Origin of the sequence: Brevundimonas sp., assembly GCF_036963785.1 — a bacterium.
Lineage (GTDB): Bacteria > Pseudomonadota > Alphaproteobacteria > Caulobacterales > Caulobacteraceae > Brevundimonas.
Genome location: NZ_JBALUS010000002.1, coordinates 176,367 through 192,070, shown reverse-complemented (window position 1 = coordinate 192,070; position 15,704 = coordinate 176,367). Strand labels below are relative to the sequence as shown.

17 protein-coding genes, 2 tRNA genes, 1 other RNA gene and 1 pseudogene are annotated in these 15,704 nt (G+C 66.8%); 15 read left to right on the top strand and 6 right to left on the bottom strand.

Going from position 1 to position 15,704, the window contains the following annotated elements:
• The first annotated feature begins 66 nt into the window (after positions 1 to 66).
• Together V7672_RS04485 and V7672_RS15320 are read left to right on the top strand one after the other, a co-directional pair.
• Positions 67 to 318, top strand: coding sequence for a helix-turn-helix domain-containing protein (locus V7672_RS04485; RefSeq protein WP_003167202.1), 252 nt, complete (start codon positions 67 to 69; stop codon positions 316 to 318).
• Positions 263 to 1,297 (top strand): annotated as a pseudogene (locus V7672_RS15320) (tyrosine-type recombinase/integrase); the annotation flags it as partial. The gene V7672_RS04485 and the pseudogene V7672_RS15320, both read left to right, overlap by 56 nt.
• 181 nt (positions 1,298 to 1,478) lie before the next feature.
• Here V7672_RS15320 and V7672_RS04480 read toward each other — a convergent pair.
• Positions 1,479 to 1,552: transfer RNA gene (locus V7672_RS04480), tRNA-Gln, on the bottom strand.
• A 175-nt stretch (positions 1,553 to 1,727) separates the two neighbouring features.
• Here V7672_RS04480 and V7672_RS04475 point away from each other — a divergent pair.
• Positions 1,728 to 1,804, top strand: a tRNA-Pro gene (locus V7672_RS04475).
• 58 nt (positions 1,805 to 1,862) lie between these two features.
• On the opposite strand, the gene ilvC is transcribed toward V7672_RS04475, so the two are convergent.
• Complete coding sequence (ilvC, locus tag V7672_RS04470) at positions 1,863 to 2,879, bottom strand: ketol-acid reductoisomerase (RefSeq protein WP_335623495.1); 1,017 nt, start codon at positions 2,877 to 2,879, stop codon at positions 1,863 to 1,865.
• On the opposite strand from ilvC, the gene V7672_RS04465 reads away from it, so the two are divergent.
• From V7672_RS04465 to V7672_RS04445, 5 genes are all read left to right on the top strand, one after another.
• On the top strand, positions 2,878 to 3,420 hold the full coding sequence (locus V7672_RS04465) for a DUF924 family protein (protein WP_335623494.1): 543 nt from the start codon (positions 2,878 to 2,880) through the stop codon (positions 3,418 to 3,420). The two genes, ilvC and V7672_RS04465, sit on opposite strands and share 2 nt — an antisense overlap.
• A gap of 452 nt (positions 3,421 to 3,872) precedes the next feature.
• Entirely contained in the window at positions 3,873 to 4,727 is an 855-nt protein-coding gene (locus tag V7672_RS04460; RefSeq protein ID WP_335623493.1) for a thymidylate synthase, read from the top strand.
• Positions 4,727 to 5,029, top strand: a complete 303-nt coding sequence (locus V7672_RS04455) for a phosphoribosyl-ATP pyrophosphohydrolase (RefSeq protein WP_335623492.1) — start codon at positions 4,727 to 4,729, stop codon at positions 5,027 to 5,029. The genes V7672_RS04460 and V7672_RS04455 overlap by 1 nt, the downstream gene beginning before the upstream one ends.
• Positions 5,026 to 5,547 (top strand): dihydrofolate reductase, encoded by a 522-nt coding sequence (locus V7672_RS04450; RefSeq protein ID WP_335623491.1) that lies wholly within the window; start codon positions 5,026 to 5,028, stop codon positions 5,545 to 5,547. The genes V7672_RS04455 and V7672_RS04450 overlap by 4 nt, the downstream gene beginning before the upstream one ends.
• Positions 5,544 to 5,864 carry a YbjQ family protein gene (locus tag V7672_RS04445; RefSeq protein ID WP_335623490.1) on the top strand — a complete coding sequence of 107 codons (321 nt, stop codon included), beginning with the start codon at positions 5,544 to 5,546 and terminating at the stop codon, positions 5,862 to 5,864. The genes V7672_RS04450 and V7672_RS04445 overlap by 4 nt, the downstream gene beginning before the upstream one ends.
• Positions 5,865 to 5,955: 91 nt before the next feature.
• Here V7672_RS04445 and V7672_RS04440 read toward each other — a convergent pair whose 3' ends face one another.
• Together V7672_RS04440 and V7672_RS04435 are read right to left on the bottom strand one after the other, a co-directional pair.
• On the bottom strand, positions 5,956 to 7,053 hold the full coding sequence (locus tag V7672_RS04440) for an NADH:flavin oxidoreductase (RefSeq protein ID WP_335623489.1): 1,098 nt from the start codon (positions 7,051 to 7,053) through the stop codon (positions 5,956 to 5,958).
• 82 nt (positions 7,054 to 7,135) lie between these two features.
• On the bottom strand, positions 7,136 to 8,209 hold the full coding sequence (locus V7672_RS04435) for an Mrp/NBP35 family ATP-binding protein (protein WP_335623488.1): 1,074 nt from the start codon (positions 8,207 to 8,209) through the stop codon (positions 7,136 to 7,138).
• On the opposite strand from V7672_RS04435, the gene miaA reads away from it, so the two are divergent.
• On the top strand, positions 8,187 to 9,155 hold the full coding sequence (gene miaA, locus V7672_RS04430) for a tRNA (adenosine(37)-N6)-dimethylallyltransferase MiaA (protein ID WP_335623487.1): 969 nt from the start codon (positions 8,187 to 8,189) through the stop codon (positions 9,153 to 9,155). The two genes, V7672_RS04435 and miaA, sit on opposite strands and share 23 nt — an antisense overlap.
• Here the strand turns inward: miaA and V7672_RS04425 are convergent.
• Together V7672_RS04425 and V7672_RS04420 are read right to left on the bottom strand one after the other, a co-directional pair.
• On the bottom strand, positions 9,121 to 9,990 hold the full coding sequence (locus V7672_RS04425) for a hypothetical protein (RefSeq protein ID WP_335623486.1): 870 nt from the start codon (positions 9,988 to 9,990) through the stop codon (positions 9,121 to 9,123). The two genes, miaA and V7672_RS04425, sit on opposite strands and share 35 nt — an antisense overlap.
• A 25-nt stretch (positions 9,991 to 10,015) precedes the next feature.
• Positions 10,016 to 10,582, bottom strand: coding sequence for a hypothetical protein (locus V7672_RS04420; protein WP_335623485.1), 567 nt, complete (start codon positions 10,580 to 10,582; stop codon positions 10,016 to 10,018).
• An 82-nt stretch (positions 10,583 to 10,664) separates the two neighbouring features.
• Here V7672_RS04420 and ssrA point away from each other — a divergent pair.
• From ssrA to V7672_RS04390, 6 genes are all read left to right on the top strand, one after another.
• Positions 10,665 to 11,028: a transfer-messenger RNA gene (gene ssrA, locus V7672_RS04415) on the top strand.
• Positions 11,029 to 11,107: 79 nt separating this feature from the next.
• Complete coding sequence (locus V7672_RS04410; protein WP_335623484.1) at positions 11,108 to 11,599, top strand: SspB family protein; 492 nt, start codon at positions 11,108 to 11,110, stop codon at positions 11,597 to 11,599.
• Positions 11,600 to 11,634: 35 nt separating this feature from the next.
• Positions 11,635 to 12,747 carry a hypothetical protein gene (locus tag V7672_RS04405; RefSeq protein ID WP_335623483.1) on the top strand — a complete coding sequence of 371 codons (1,113 nt, stop codon included), beginning with the start codon at positions 11,635 to 11,637 and terminating at the stop codon, positions 12,745 to 12,747.
• A gap of 121 nt (positions 12,748 to 12,868) precedes the next feature.
• Positions 12,869 to 13,783, top strand: coding sequence for an endonuclease/exonuclease/phosphatase family protein (locus V7672_RS04400; protein ID WP_335623482.1), 915 nt, complete (start codon positions 12,869 to 12,871; stop codon positions 13,781 to 13,783).
• 112 nt (positions 13,784 to 13,895) lie between these two features.
• A complete protein-coding gene (locus V7672_RS04395; RefSeq protein WP_335623481.1) occupies positions 13,896 to 14,792 on the top strand; it encodes a 2OG-Fe(II) oxygenase in 897 nt (298 codons plus the stop codon).
• Positions 14,793 to 14,890: 98 nt separating this feature from the next.
• Entirely contained in the window at positions 14,891 to 15,649 is a 759-nt protein-coding gene (locus tag V7672_RS04390) for a C13 family peptidase (RefSeq protein WP_335623480.1), read from the top strand.
• The last annotated feature ends 55 nt before the right edge of the window (positions 15,650 to 15,704 follow it).

Below are 15,704 nucleotides of genomic sequence, written 5' to 3'. Positions count from 1 at the left end.
CTTGTCTGCACATCGCGCTCGACTCAGCTTCTCGCGATCCTCGCGCAGCGGCTCAGGAGGCGTCACATGACCGAGCCTCGGCTCTTCACTGAAAAGGAGGCCGCAGAGTACCTGGGCCTGCCAGCGGCCAGCGTCCGCAAACTATCGTTCGGGCACGTGCGGCTCGGAACACGACATCGATACGACCGCAAGGTTCTGGACGCCCATCTTGACCGGCTGGCCGGACTGGATTCTTCTGCGGAACTGAACGTGAACAAGGCCGATGCCGAACTCGCCCGCTTCATTGCCGATCACCCGGATGCTGCCCGGGGTCCATAGGATCAAGCGCGCCAAGGCGAACCGGGTTTTTGAATACTGGTACGCGTGGCGCGGCGGTCCGCAAATCCTGGCGGCGCAAGCTTCCAGCCTGCGCTCCCTCGCGCGAGAGGTCGCCCGAAAGGCGCCGGCGGCGATGGAGGCCTATCGCGCGCAGATCAAGACCGAGAAAAGCGCGACCGACGAGCCGACACTCTACGGCTTGATCACGCGCTACCTCGACCTGATGAACCAGGACAAATCACTGGCTCTTCGAACCAAGACGGATCGCCGCAAACATCTTGACCTCGTACGGACGGAATTGGGTGATCTAACGCTGGCCGCCCTCACCTCACCTAAGGCGCGATCCTTCTTGCTCACCTGGCGCGACAAGCGAGCGAACACGCCCAAGACCGCCGACGAGCTTCTGGGCGCGCTGTCACTGGTTCTGAACTGGGCCGTGAACCGGGGTGAGTTGGCTACGAATCCCGTCGCGAACTTTCCGCGCATCTACAAGGTCAACCGGGCCGACATAATCTGGGAGCCGCAGCATCTGGAGACCATCCTGGCCTACGCTGACCCGCCAATCGCGGCGGCGATCCGACTGGCTGCGGTCACGGGTCTGCGCAAGAACGACCTCATCGCCCTGCCTTGGGCGGCGGTGAAGGAGAACGCCATCATCTGGCAAACCGGCAAAAGCCGGGGCCGAAAGAGCGTGGTCCTTCCGATCACGGACGCTGTCCGGGAGGTACTGGGCTCCCTTGAGCGCGGCAGTTGCCCGACCGTGCTGTCCACCTCCGACGGTGAACCGTGGACACCGCCAGGCCGCGGTCTGGACAGCGGCGTACAACGCGCCCGCAATGATGCTGAGGAAGCGGCGCAGACGCGTTCAGGATCGGAAGCGACCGCCGGTCTGGATGGACTGCGCTTCCATGACCTGAGAGGCACCGCGGCGACGAACTACATCCTCGCCGGCCTGCCGCTCGACGACGTGGCCACGATCCTGGGGTGGGAGTTGCAGCGTGTGAAGGAGATCGCCCGGCGCTACGTCACAGGGGAAGCTATCGGATTGGGTATGATCGCCCGGCTTCAGGAAGGGCAGAACAGAAGGCCAACTGTAAAACCCAGTGTAAAACCCACCTCCCTCAGGAGAGGTCAAAAGGGCTCAAATGCAGTGAGGGCGGTGGCTGGGGAACTAGGACTCGAACCTAGAATGACGGTACCAAAAACCGTAGTGTTACCATTACACCATTCCCCAGCAGGGCCGGTGCGTCGCGAGGCGGGCTCGCGAGAGGCGCCGAGATACGCCAAGGCCGCGGGCGATGCAACACCCCGTTTTCGCTTCTTTGCAGCGGTTTCCACCTTCCTGCGAAATAGCCGCGATCCCGGCTTGCGGGGGCTGTCCGGCCTCGGTATAAGCCCCCTCCTCAAGTCGGAGTGTGGCTCAGCCTGGTAGAGCACTGCGTTCGGGACGCAGGGGTCGGAGGTTCGAATCCTCTCACTCCGACCATTTTATCTGCAGCGCGACCCGGGCGCTGATCGGGGGCTTTCCGGCCCCTTCCCCTTCCCTACTCCTTAAATCTGCCAGCCACCTCGGCGAGGTGCCGCCCCACGGCCTCGATCGGCCGCTCGCCCAGGGCCTTGCGCCGCGCCAGCAGGTCGGGAGAGCCCGCGTCATAGTCGGCCATCAGCGTCCTTACGAAGGCGCCCGAGCGGACCTCGGCCAGCACCTCGTCCATGGCGGCCCTTGACGCCTCGCCCAGCACGCGCGGCCCGGTCAGATAGGCGCCGTACTCCGCCGTGTTCGAAATCCGGCCGAAGGCCCCGGCGATTCCCTTCTCGAACATCAGGTCGGTGACCAGCTTCAGCTCATAGAAGCACTCGAACCAGGCGACCTCGGGCGGATAGCCGGCCTCGACCAGCTTCGAGAAGGCGCCGTCGACCAGATCCTTGACCCCGCCGCACAGAACCACCTGTTCCCCGAACAGGTCGCTCTCGCATTCGGCGGCAAAGGTGGTCTCGAGAATACCCTTGCGCCCACAGCCCAGCGCCGCCGCATAGGACAGGCCGAGCGCATGGGCGGCGCCGGATGCGTCCTGGTGCACACCGAACAGGCAGAAGACCCCCTGCCCCTCTTCATAGAGGTCGCGGATGCGCGGCCCGATGCCCTTGGGCGAGGCCAGAATCACATCGAGGTCGGCGCGCGGCTGGACCAGTCCGAACCGCACGGACAGGCCATGGGCGAAGATCAGGGCGGCACCCGGCTTGATGGCGGGCTCGATCTCGTCGGCCCACAGATCGCGGTGCGCCTCGTCCGAGACCATGATGGCGACGACATCGGCCCCTTTCGTCGCCTCGCCGGCGGTCCGGACCTCGAAGCCGTCCGCCTCGGCCACCGCCCGGCTCTTCGAGCCGGCTTTCAGGCCGACAACGATGTCGGTCACCCCCGAATCGCGCAGGTTCAGCGCATGGGTCCGCCCCTGACTGCCATAGCCGATTACGGCGACGCGCCTGCCGCGGATGATCGACAGGTCGCAGTCGCGGTCGTGGAAAACGGGCAGCGGGGAGGATAGGGTCTGGGTCATGACCCAAGACATAGCCCCTTCTGACGTGATCGCCTTCTGGAAAGCCGCCGGACCCGAGAAATGGTTCGCCAAGGACGAGGCCTTCGATGCCGCGTTCAAGGACCGGTTTCTGGACGCCCACATGGCCGGCGCGCGGCGCGAGCTGGACGGGTGGATAGCGACGGCGGAGGGGGCGCTGGCGCTGATCATCCTGCTGGACCAGCTGCCCCGGAATGCCTTTCGTGACACGGCGCACCAGTTCGCCACCGACCCGCTGGCGCTGAGCCTGACGAAGGACGCCGTGGCCCGCGGCCATCTGGAGCGGACCGAGGCGGGGTTGCGGAAATTCCTGCTGCTGCCGTTCGAGCATTCCGAGCGGCTGGAAGACCAGGATCGGTTCATGGACCTGATCGGGGACGACCCGGAGGACCTGAAATGGGCCCGGATTCACCGCGACATCATCGTGCGCTTCGGTCGATTCCCGCACCGCAACGCCGTTCTGGGCCGCGAGACCACGGCCGAGGAGCAGGCCTTTCTGGATGCGGGCGGGTTCGACGGGTGAGAAATACCGTCTGAAGGGTCTGAATGGTCTGGAATCGGGACGGCGAAAAGACCGTCTGAACCGTCTGAATGGTCTGGATCGTCTGAAATGGGGGCGCCTCCGTGGACCGGGTTTCGGCAACCGGACAGTATGGGACAGGCGCGGACCAGGGCGGGAAGAACGGTCCGTCCGGGCGCGCAGGCGTTGAAGGCGTTCGCGAATTCGGCGGCGGCTATCGCAGTTCCCGTCTCCTCCCTATCGAAGATGGGGAGGTGGCTCGGATGCGGAGCAGCCGAGACGGAGGGGTTCTAGCGGGCGTGCGCAGGCCAAGAACCCCTCCACCACTCCATGGTCCCCCTCCCCACCGCTGCGCGGCAGGGAGGAGACGCCGGCGCGACTGAGTCCACAGGTGGGTGGGCAAGCTATCCACCGCCACGCATTGGCGTTTCGCGAATCAGCGTCAAAGTGGCGGGATGAACGCGCTCGCCCCGATCCTGACCGACCATGCCGGACCGGCGGCCGATCCGGCGCATCCCGAATATCAGTATCTGAACCTGCTGCGGGACATTCTGGACAATGGCGTCCAGCGCGGGGACCGCACGGGCACCGGCACCCTGGGCGTATTCGGGCGGCAGATCCGGTTCGATCTGTCGAAGGGGTTTCCGCTTCTGACGACCAAGAAGCTGCACACCCGCTCGATCATCGTCGAACTGCTGTGGTTCCTGCGCGGCGAGACCAACATCCGCTGGCTGAAGGAAAACGGCGTCCGCATCTGGGATGAATGGGCCGATGCCGAGGGCGAGCTGGGCCCGGTCTATGGCAAGCAGTGGCGCAGCTGGACCGCGCCCGACGGCCGGGTGATCGACCAGATCGAAAAGGTGGTCGAGAGCATCCGGACCAATCCCAACAGCCGCCGGCACATCGTCACGGCCTGGAATCCGGCCGATGTCGACGACATGGCCCTGCCGCCCTGTCACTGCCTGTTCCAGTTCTTCGTCGCCGACGGCAAGCTGAGCTGCCAGCTGTACCAGCGCTCGGCCGACATCTTCCTCGGCGTGCCGTTCAACATCGCCAGCTATGCGCTGCTGACCCTGATGATCGCCCAGGCGACGGGGCTGGAGCCCGGCGAATTCGTCCATAGTTTCGGGGATGTGCACCTGTATCTGAACCATATGGATCAGGCCGAGGAGCAGCTGTCGCGGGCGCCGCGCCCCTTCCCCACCCTGACCCTGGCCCCGCGCGACGACCTGTTCGCCTATGAGCTGTCGGATGTGACGCTGGAGGGATACGACCCCTGGCCCCACATCAAGGCCGTGGTCGCGGTGTGATGGACCTCAAGGCCCTGCAGGCCGACGTCCTGCGTATTTCCGACATCTATGCGGCCGAGCACGGGATCGCTCGCGACCGCGACTGGGCGCTGCTGAAGCTGCAGGAGGAGCTGGGCGAGCTGACGGCCGAGCATCTGCGGATGAGCGGACGGGCCCGGGGCGAGGCGGACGCGTCAAAGCTGGGCGATGAGGCCGCCGATGTGCTGGGCATGCTGCTGATCTATTGCGACAGCGCCGGCATCGATCTGGAAGCCGCGATGCAGCGCAAATGGCTGCACTGGCTTGAGAAGGCCCCCGCATGATCCGCCCTCGTCTGTCCCTCGTCGCGGCCCGCGCGCGGAATGGCGTGATCGGGATGAAGGGCGATCTGCCCTGGCGGCTGCGGGGAGACCTGCAGCGGTTCAAGGCCGTGACGATGGGCAAGCCGTGCCTGATGGGGCGGGCGACGTGGGAGAGCCTGCCGCTGAAACCCCTGCCCGGCCGGCTGAACCTGGTCCTGACCCGCGACGAGAGCTTTGAGGCCAGGGGGGCGGTCGTCTGTACCAGCCTGCCGGAAGCGCTGGAGATGGCGCGCGAGCAGGCGCGCGAGGACGGGGTCGACGAGATCTGCGTGATCGGCGGGGCGCAGCTGTACGAGGCGGTGATGGACCGGGCCGACCGGCTGTACCTCACCGAGGTCGAGGCCGAACCCGAGGGCGACACCCACTTTCCGGCCTTCGACGACGAGGCCTTTGTCGAGGTGGCGTCCGAGGCGCATGATGCGGGCGAGAAGGACGACCACCCCTATGTGTTTCGCACCCTGGACCGGAGACCGAAATGATCGTCGCCACCACCAATGACCTGCCCGGCCACCGCGTGGTGCGCGTCGTCGGCATGGGACGCGGGATCACCGTACGCTCGCGCAACATCGTGTCGGACGCCCTCGGCGGCCTGCAGTCGATCGTGGGCGGGCGCGTCGGCGCCTATGTCAAACTGGCCGAGAGCGCCCGCAAGGAAGCCTATGAGGCCCTGATCGAGGAGGCGCGCGCCATGGGCGGCAACGCCATCCTCGCCATGCGCTATGACGCCAACGAGATCATGCCGGGCATCACCGAGGTGCTCGCCTATGGCACGGTCGTGGTGGTCGAAGCCGAGTGAGTGACGAGTGGCGAGTGGCGAGTGACGAGGAAAGCCTGAACGTCCGGCCGTCTGTCTTACACGCCACTCATCACGCGGCACTCGCCACTTTCTAGCTGAGCGTCGCCATCGCGCTGCGCTCGAAGTCCTTGAGCTCGTCGTGACGGCCGTCGCGGATCTTCTGCACCCAGTACGGATCAGCCAGCAGGGCCCGGCCCACGGCGACCAGATCGAACTCCTCGCGCTCCAGCCGGGCGATCAGACCGTCCAGCGAGGCGGGCCTTGAGCCCGCGCCGCCGAAGGCCGCGATGAACTCGCCGTCCAGACCGACCGAGCCGACGGTGATGGTCGGCTTGGCCGTCAGCTTCTTGATCCAGCCGGCGAAATTCAGGTCCGAGCCCTCGAACTCGGGCTCCCAGAAGCGGCGCTGCGAGCCGTGGAAGACGTCGACGCCGGCGTCCGACAGCGGGGTCAGCCACTGGGTCAGCTCGTCGGGCGTGTGGGCGTTCTTGGCTGTGAAGTCGTGCGACTTCCACTGGGACAGACGCAGGATCAGGGGCATGTCGGGGCCGATGCCCTCGCGCACCGCCTTGACCACCTCGGCGCCGAAGCGGGCACGATCGGCGATGGTCGGGCCGCCCCAGCGGTCATTGCGGTCGTTCAGGCCGCTCCAGAAGAACTGGTCGATCAGATAGCCGTGGGCACCGTGGATCTCGACCGCGTCAAAGCCCAGCTCGCGGGCGGCACGGGCCGAGCGACCGAAGGCGGCGATGGTGTCGGCGATGTCCTCCTCGGTCATCGGCTCCAGCTTGCGCTTGCCGGGGGTGGTCATGCCGGACGGGCTGTCGACCTTGCCGAGGGGCTTCCAGTCCTCGCCCTGGCCGCGGGCCGAGCCGACGTGCCAGATTTGCGGCGCGATCAAGCCGCCGGCGGCGTGGACCTCGTCCACCACCTTCTTCCATTCGGGCAGGGCCTCGCCGTGGAAGACCGGGACCTTCGGGTCATTGCGGGCGGCGGGGCGCTCGACGACCGTGCCCTCGGTGATGATCAGGCCGACGTCACCCTCCGCGCGGCGGCGGTAGTAGCCGGCCACGTCCTCGGTCGGGATTCCGCCCGGCGAGAAGGACCGGGTCATGGGCGCCATGACGATGCGGTTGGGCAGTTTCAGCGACTTGATCTGGAACGGCTGGAACAGGGCATCGACGGACATGGCAGGCTCGCGGTTCATAGGACTGGAACCGCCAAGGTGGCGATTAAGGTTGCGTTTGAAAACCCATGGGGAGGTTTTTTCTTCAGGCGCTGAGGTTGAGGGCGGCGGCGACCGTTGTGGCCAGCGCGGCGAAGGCCTCGGCCACCTCGCCGTCCCTCACCGCGATCAGCAGCGGCGTGCCGGAATCGCCCGCCCGGCGGACGGCGGCGTCCAGCGGGATGTCGGCCAGCATCGGAATGCCCAGCCGCCCGGCCTCGGCAGGGCCGCCGTCGGTGCCGAAGATGTCGCCGCTCATGGTCTGGACCAAGCCCATCACCGGGGTGCCGACCTTGCCGAACAGGGCGTGGGCGCGGCGGGCATCGGCAAGGGCGACCTCCTGCGGGGTGGTGACGATGATCGCGCCGTCCAGCGGCGTCTTCTGGATCAGGCTGAGGTGGACGTCGCCGGTGCCGGGCGGCAGGTCGACGACCAGAACGTCGAGGGGCGCGGCCTCGGTGCCCCAGCGGGTCTGGGTCAGCATCTGGGTCAGGGCCTGGGAGGCCATGGGCCCGCGCCAGACCATGGCGTCGGAGGCCTCGGTCAGCAGGCCGACCGACATGGCAGCGAGGCCATGCGCCCGGTGCGGCTCCATCTTGCCGTCGACATAGTCGGGCTTGCCCGAGATGCCGAGCATGGTCGGCAGGGACGGGCCATAGACGTCAGCGTCGAGGATGCCGACGCGCAGCCCCTGCTGCGACAGGGCCACGGCCAGATTGACGGCGACGGTCGACTTGCCGACCCCGCCCTTGCCGCTGCCGACGGCGATCACCCGGCGCACATGGTCGGGACGGTCGGTGGGCACCGGGGCCTTCGGGCGACCCTGATCCACCGCCTCTTTCGACAGGCCGGCGGTGCGCCGCGGCGGCGCCGGGCTCGTCTCGGCGGTCAGGATGACCGAGACACGGGTGATGCCCGGCAGGGCCTTGAGCGCGGTCTCAGCCTGATCGCGGATGGGGGCATAGCGGGCGACCTCGGCCTGATCGACCTCGAGCACAAAGCCCGCGCGATCCTCGGCGACCACCAGACCCTTGACCTTGCCGCCGTCCATCAGGCCCCCGCCCGTGACCGGGTCGGTCAGGCGGTTCAGCAGATCGATGACGGCCTGTCTGTCGGGCACGGCTTGCTCCTTGGCGCGCGAGGGGGTTTACCGGGCCTTCTATCCCCCTGACCGCATCGGCGCGAGGTTCCATTTGTCCCAGGGCGAGGCTGCCAGACTGACCCTGATCGGGGGGCCGACCGCGTCGGGCAAGTCGGCGCGGGCGCTTGAGCTGGCCGAGCGCACCGGAGCGGTGATCATCAATGCCGACAGCCAGCAGCTGTATGCCGAACTGCGCGTACTCAGCGCCCGGCCGGATGCCGACGAAGAGGCGCGGGCCGAGCACCGGCTGTACGGCGTGGCGGCGGGGGATGACCCGTGGTCGGTCGGGCGCTGGGTGCGGGCGGTGCAGGACCTGCTGGCCGGACTGGACGGGCGGCCCGCCGTGCTGGTGGGGGGCACGGGCCTGTACCTTACCGCCCTGACCAAGGGGCTGGCCGATATTCCGTCGGTGCCCGACGGGGTGCGGCATAGCATCGATGCGGACTATGGCCGGGTGGGCGAAGCGGCGTTCCGACAGCGGCTGGCTGCGGTCGACCCTGAGGCCGCCACGCGGATCGAGGACAATGACCGGCAACGGTTGATCCGGGCCATGGCGGTGGCCACGCACACCGGACGCGCCCTGTCGGACTGGCAGGCGGACACCCGCCCGGTCCTGACGCCCGGCAGCTGGACCGGACAAGTGCTGATGCCCGACCGCGAGGCCCTCTACGCCGCCTGCGACGCACGCTGCGCCGTCATGCTGGAGCGGGGCGCGCTGGATGAGGTGCGGGCCCTGATGGACAAGGGCCTGTCCCCTGCCCTGCCGGTCATGAAGGCGGTCGGGGTGCGTGAACTGGCGGCCCACCTGCGCGGCGAGACCTCGCGGGAGGTGGCGCTGGACCAGATGCGTCAGGCCACCCGCAACTATGCCAAACGCCAACTGACCTGGTTCAGGAACCAGATGCCGGACTGGGAGCGGGTCTGACCTCAGCCGCCAGAAGGCCGACGCCCAGCCAGAAGCCCACAATGGGGCTCATGCCGATCCCCAGCAGGGGCATGGGGAAGGCCCCGAAGAGGGTCATGCCGGCCGTCAGCAGGACGTACGCCGACAGGGGCACGGCTATGCCGAAGGGCCTCGCCCCCGCCAGCCGGGTGCCGAGCATCGGAGCCAGCGAGGTGGCGACGATCAGGACGACGGCCGCAACGGCCAGGACCGGCGTGATGCTCCAGGCCAGTGCGACAATCTCCTCGACCTCGGGCACGGGGGCCAGCGGATCGGGTCTCAGCCAACTGAAGGCGGCCAGCCCAGCGGCCACCGTGACAAGGCCGAGCCGGACAGGCGCCGAACGCCGCGTCGTGAGCGCGATCAGGGCCATTGCCCCGGCGAGCGCCGTCGCCTGTGAGGCATCGGGCTGGAGCACCAGCAAGCCCAAGATAGTGAAGGCAAGCCCCCAGCTGGTCGCGCGCTCCCGCGTCCAGTCCAGCGCGACCACGGCCATCGGCAGCATCAAGAGGGCAAGGTTGATGGACAGGGGCCCGAGCGCCAGCCAGCGGTGAACCCCCTGCTGCGCCGGGCCGAACAGACTGGCCGCCACAAGCACCGCAGATAGTCCGAGCAGGACGGTCGCGGTCCGCTTGCCGGCAAAGGCGGCGAGCCCGAGAGCGGCGGCCAGAACCACGCCCCAGGCGATCAGATTGCGCACCCACAAGGCGGCCGGCACATCCGCCAGCGCGCAGATCACGCATCCCAGCCCCACGGTCGCGAGGCTCAGGGCGCCATAAACCAGAAGCAGACGATACGGACCCTGTATCACGGCCACGACGGCCCTCCCCCCTCGCTAAGGCCTACTCGATTACGTCCATGGTGCCGGGCTCGAACGTCACGCCCTCGAACTCGGGATAGGCCTTGCGCAAGAACTCGGCCTGGGCGGGATCGTTGACGTCCATCATGTACCAGATGCCCTCGTCCTTGAAGCCGAGGTTGGGCGATACGGCCTTGACCCGGATGCCCTGGCTTTCCAGCAGCATGTTGAGGTCGAGGATGACATATTGCCGGCTGCCGTCCGGCGTGACGAAGGTCCGGGCCCCGGCCCTGTCGATGTCGAAGACCAGGATGGTCACCTCGCTCATGATTTCATCAACGGCCAGAAGGCTGGCCTCGCGGGCCTCGTCCGCCGTGACACCAAAGGTGTCGGCGATTGTCTGGATCAACTTTGGCGGCAGGAACTCGACCATGGCCGAGTACTCGCCCGCATCGACCATCGCACTCATCTGATCGATCCGGGCGTGTAGGCCCGCGCGGTCGGCGGCGGACAGGGTGGCCTTCGGCGTGTCCTGGGCGAGGGCGGGCGCGGCGGCGAGTCCGGATCCGAGTGCCAAGACCACGGCGATCATTGCAAGACGGGTGAACACGGGGACGCTCCTCGACAAAATGACCGCTGATGATTGCCCCACGTCCGCAACTCTGGCCAGTGCAAACGGGCGACGTCATCAGGTTGTTGGATTTTCATCCCTTCGCCCCTATATTGGGGGTGTCCGGGTTCGCCCGGACTATGGCGATAAAGGCGCTTGTAATAAGCGGACCGGACCCGGGTGCGATTCCCGGCGGCTCCACCATTTTCCCCCGCGTTATCGGCGGAAGGTATGGGGCCGACTAGCATCGACGGACGTGTAAAGAAGATTGCTTTCGCTCGTACTGGCCCATCGTTATCGGGCCATTTTGTAACTGCGAACGATAACTTCGCTGGGGAATACGCTGTCGCCGCGTAATGCGGTTCCAGTAATTCCAGACTAAACTCCTGGAGGTTCAGATCTTCAGGCGGGGCCTGTCGGGAGCCTGGCAACAGAATCCCGGCGCTTTCCTGCATTGAGGGCAAGGCGCCCCTTCCGCTGATGGGCCTGCGGGGCTATCAGGAGGCGTTCCTCACAGAGGCAGGCATGACCAACCCGACCCCTCCCGTCGATGAAATGCACTATGAACGCCTGGCGCAGGATGCTCTGCGCGGCGTGATCCGTGCGGCGCTGGAACGCGCGGCCGAGCCCGAGGGCCTGCCCGGCGGCCACCATTTCTACATCACCTTCCAGACCCGGGCGCCGGGTGTGCAGCTGCCGCCCGATGTGGTGGCGAAATATCCGGAAGAGATGACCGTGGTGCTGCAGCATCAATATGAGGATCTGGTGGTCGATGCCGACCAGTTCAGCATCATGTTGCGCTTCGGTGGCGTGCCCAAGGCGATGACCGTCCCCTATCGCGCCATCACCCGCTTCTTCGACCCGTCGGTGCAGTTCCTGCTGCAGTTCGAAACCGTGGTTGAAGAGGTGGTCGAGGACGAGGTCGAGGAAGCCCCGGCCGAGCCCGCCACCCCGCCACCCTCCACCGGCGACGACGGCCCCAAGGTCGTCTCTCTGGACCAGTTCCGGAAAAAATAGCTAAGGTTCGGCGGACAAGCTGACGGAGCCCGCCATTGCCTTCACTGGCCGCCGATGCCCTGCTGATCGGGGTCGTGTACGCCATCGCCCTGACGCTGCTGCGCGCCTCCTACCAGCGCAGCGGACGGGTCTGGGTTCTGCGGCACTGCATCGTGGTTCCGAACGCACGCCGGCCGTCGCAGCGCGCCTGGGTCGAAGGCTGGATCGGCGAGGCCGTAATCCTGACGCTGGCCGCCGCGGCCAGTCTGGCCATCGCCTATTTCACACCCGACATCTCGCTGGTCGGCCTTCTGGTGCGATGGTGGTGGCAGGCCATGCTGGCCACGCTCCTCGTGGTGGGGGTCGTGCAGGTCTATTCCACCATGGTCATCCGCGCCGCCGTGCTGGAAGGGCGCAAGCCGGTGTACTGCAAGCGCCTGCGTGCAGCGTACGCCACCTATAATTTCTACAGCGTCTGTCTGTTCGGCGTGGGCGCGATGGTCCTGCTGATGCTGGCGGCGCAGTATCTGAGCGACGGGGCGGCCTTCCAGGCCGAGGCGCGCGTGATCGCGGACATCTTCGACCTGGCCCGGGTGACGGCCCTCTCGGGCGCTGAGCCGGGCGCCGGACTGCAGGACCGCTATGTCGAGGCCATGACGCTGGCGGAGACGGGCTTCGGACGGATCGCGCTGGCCGCCAAGCTGCTGCAGAGCCAGTTCAACCCGCTGTTCGTGTTCGCCGGCCTGCTGATCGGTATCAATATGCTGATCAATTTCACGCCGCTGAAGCACATGTTCATGGGGGAAGCCGTGCTTATGACGGCCATCTTCACTTACGGGCCGCTCACCATTATCGGCATCTTTGCCCTGGCGGTCTACATGGGATCGTACGAGGCCCTGATGGAGGGCGTATTGGCCGATGTCCGTGCCTTCACGCCGCCGCCCGCCCTCGGCGACTGGGAAATCGCCCAGCGCCATGCCGAAATGGTGACCGCGCTGGCCAATTCCATCAATCTGTTCGGCTTCGTCCGGATGATCGCGGGCGAAGGGGGTGGCTTTGCCATCCTGGCCTGGGGCGTGCAGTTCGCGCTCGACAAAATTTCGGACAAGAAGGAAGCGGCCGCGCCGGTGCGCCTCCCCAGTGCGCGGTTCCGGCCCAATGCGGGTTAGGGCCGCGCTGGCAATCGTATTGGCCTCCTGCGTCGGCTTGTTTGCCGTGCATGCCTGTTCGGCGCCGATGAAAGACGCTACGCCGCGTTCCTTTCCCGCCCGCCCGGAGTGGCCACAGTCCATGGACACGATCAGCGTCATCACCTGGAATCTGGGCTATAGCGGGCTGGGCCGCGGATCGGATTTCTTCGCGGACGGCGGGCAATCCTGGCTGCCCCCCGGGCCGGGCACGACGCGCGAGTCCGCCGATGCGATCGCCACCTGGCTGGGCGACAGCGGCGCCGACGTGATCCTGACGCAGGAAAATGCGCGGGCCAGCGTCGTCAACTACTGGACCGATCTGAAGGGGCGCACGGACCGGGCGCTGGCGGACTATGAGGCCCAGTTTCACGACGACTTCCGTACCCGTTACCTGCCGCCCCCGCTGCGGATCAGCAACGGCATGGCGACCTATGTGCGGCACGGGCGGGTGCGATCGGAAATCTGGCCCATGCCCAGCGACGGTGACCCGTACGACGGTCTGATCCGACGGCGCTATGGCGCACTGGCGACCTATGTCGACGGTCCCGGCGGGTGTTGGGTCATGGTCAATGTGCACACCTCGGCCTTTGATGAAGGGGGAGCCCTGCGCAAACGTCAGGTGGCGACGCTTCTGGAGCGCGCCGTAGCCGCGCAGGCCCGCGGCTATCGCGTGGTGCTGGGCGGAGACTTCAACCTCCGACTGGTGGCCACCAGCTTCCCGCACACAACAGAAGATGAGTACCTGAGCTGGATCCACGACTTCGATCCCGCAGTTCTGCCCGAGGGCTGGCGCGTGGTCGCTGATGGCGCGGCGCCCTCTGTCCGCACAAACGAGCGGGCCTACCGGCCCGGCGAAAACTACACGACGGTGATCGACGGCTTCATCGTCTCTCCGGGCGTCGACGTCGTGTCCGTGGCTGGCGTGGAGATGGGATTTCGTCACTCGGACCATCAGCCGGTTCGCGCCCGATTCAGGGCCGCGGAAGACCTTACGCAGGCGCGCTGCGAGGGCTGACGCCACCCCCGGCTTGCTGGAGAGGCGAACGGGATCCAGCCGCTTGATATGTTCTCGTTTGCAATGCACGGTGCCCGAAGAAGGCTTTGAAATCGCCGAAGGAGTGTAACGCGTGGATCGCAGGGCGTGGGCGTCGGACAGCCGGATGGCGACCATCGATCCCGGTCAGACCGAGGCTAACTACGCGGGCCGCAGGCGCGTCGTCGATGGCGTTCTGACCCCGTCGGCGGCCACAGCGCCGATCACGCCGGAACAGTATGGCGACCAGGATTTCATCATCGTCCCGGACTTTCTCACGCCGGCGGAATGTGACCGCCTGCTGGTTATGTTCGACCGCCTGCACGGCCTGGTGAAGCACCGCCGGATCGGCATCGACTTCTGGGAAGGCCGGATCGTCTACATGGGTGATGTCGCGGGCAATGACGCCTCGGCAGCAGAGATCATGGGGGGCTTCCAGAAGCGGGCCACCGCCATGCTCGGCGAATTCTATGCCCTGACCCGGCCGCTGTGGACCGACACGGTGCAGCTGAACATCTGGGAGCAGGGCTCGTGCCTGCCGCCCCATACGGACAACAGCAATCCCGACGGGACGGCCCACAGCACCCCGTGGCGCGATTTCTCCAGCATCGTCTATCTGAACGACGACTATGAGGGCGGCGAGCTGTACTTCACCGCCAAGGACCGGGTGCTGAAGCCGCAGCGGGGCATGCTGGTGGCGTTCAGCGCCGGCTATCACCATGAGCACGGCGTGCTGAAAGTCACGAAGGGCCGCCGCATCACCATGCCGGCCTTCTACACCTTCGATAAGCGCAAGGCCGACGCCCACATCTATCCGGAGCTGTATCCCCAGACCGGAAAGGGCACCCCCGCTCCGACCCCGGCCCAGCCGCTGTCCGCCATCCTGGCCAAGCCCCAGGCCAGCCCGGCCCGCGATCCGTTGTCGATCCTGTCCCCCGGCGGACAGGCCCCCGTCTGGCAGCCTCCCGGAAAATGGCGTCCGCCGGGCTGATCCAGCCGATGACCCGGAATCAGGTCCTGACGGGTTGACCCTCGGCATTTCGCCGGGATCAATGGCGGATAACGCTGATCGGGCTGGGGAGCTGCATCATGATCCGTCGTGCCGTCCTTACACTCATCGCCGGACTGTCACTGGCGGCCTGTGCCACGACCTCGAGCAGTCAGACACCTGAGGGCGCATTCGACGGCTGGGCCGCCTCGATCGTGGCGGCGGACTGGACCACCAGCCGGGGCACGCCGATCGAGGCCTTTGACAATGCGCGTCGCGATCTGGTGGCGGGGTTCCAGGACGTCGGCTTTGCACGGGCCGACATGGTCGACTTTTCCCTGCGCCCCGATGTGCCCGATCCGACCTCGGCCGATCAGGCGCTGGAGGCGATCGGACAGAATGCCGAACAGGCGACGCGCGGCTGCTTCCTGTATTTCACCTCGCACGGGTCGCCGCGCGGGATCGTGTTCGGGCCGAACCGTCTGATGAGCCCGGATGAGATGGCCCGGCGGATCGACGGCTGGTGCGGCACACGACCGACTGTGGTGATCGTCTCGGCCTGTTTCTCCGGCGTGTTCACAGAGCGGCTGGCGGCCCCGAACCGCATGATCATGAGCGCCGCGCGGCGGGACCGGTCTTCATTCGGCTGTTCCGAAGATGCGACCTACCCCTATTTCGACGGCTGTATCCTCGAGAGCCTGCCGACCTCGCCGAACTTCCTCGCACTGGCGGATCAGGCCGCCCTGTGCGTCCAGCGTCGCGAGCGGGAAGAAGGGCTGCGCCCGGCCTCGGAGCCGCAGACCGTGGTCGGCGTCGACATCGCACCGCTGCTCAGCACCACCTACGCCTTCCGCCGCTGAGGCGGTTCTCCCCGCTTGCCCTGCGCCGTGGAGTGTGGAACGTTTGCGGAACATT

What these genes read in the sequence shown, in the direction of transcription:
- V7672_RS04410 (WP_335623484.1), top strand. Translation starts at nt 11,108, where the DNA reads ATGACCAACCCGACCCCTCCCGTCGATGAAATGCACTATGAACGCCTG.
- V7672_RS04455 (WP_335623492.1), top strand. Translation starts at nt 4,727, where the DNA reads ATGGACCTCAAGGCCCTGCAGGCCGACGTCCTGCGTATTTCCGACATC.
- miaA (WP_335623487.1), top strand. Translation starts at nt 8,187, where the DNA reads ATGACGGCCTGTCTGTCGGGCACGGCTTGCTCCTTGGCGCGCGAGGGG.
- ilvC (WP_335623495.1), bottom strand. Translation starts at nt 2,879, where the DNA reads ATGACCCAGACCCTATCCTCCCCGCTGCCCGTTTTCCACGACCGCGAC.
- V7672_RS04465 (WP_335623494.1), top strand. Translation starts at nt 2,878, where the DNA reads ATGACCCAAGACATAGCCCCTTCTGACGTGATCGCCTTCTGGAAAGCC.
- V7672_RS04460 (WP_335623493.1), top strand. Translation starts at nt 3,873, where the DNA reads ATGAACGCGCTCGCCCCGATCCTGACCGACCATGCCGGACCGGCGGCC.
- V7672_RS04450 (WP_335623491.1), top strand. Translation starts at nt 5,026, where the DNA reads ATGATCCGCCCTCGTCTGTCCCTCGTCGCGGCCCGCGCGCGGAATGGC.
- V7672_RS04445 (WP_335623490.1), top strand. Translation starts at nt 5,544, where the DNA reads ATGATCGTCGCCACCACCAATGACCTGCCCGGCCACCGCGTGGTGCGC.
- V7672_RS04400 (WP_335623482.1), top strand. Translation starts at nt 12,869, where the DNA reads ATGGACACGATCAGCGTCATCACCTGGAATCTGGGCTATAGCGGGCTG.
- V7672_RS04485 (WP_003167202.1), top strand. Translation starts at nt 67, where the DNA reads ATGACCGAGCCTCGGCTCTTCACTGAAAAGGAGGCCGCAGAGTACCTG.
- V7672_RS04440 (WP_335623489.1), bottom strand. Translation starts at nt 7,053, where the DNA reads ATGTCCGTCGATGCCCTGTTCCAGCCGTTCCAGATCAAGTCGCTGAAA.
- V7672_RS04390 (WP_335623480.1), top strand. Translation starts at nt 14,891, where the DNA reads ATGATCCGTCGTGCCGTCCTTACACTCATCGCCGGACTGTCACTGGCG.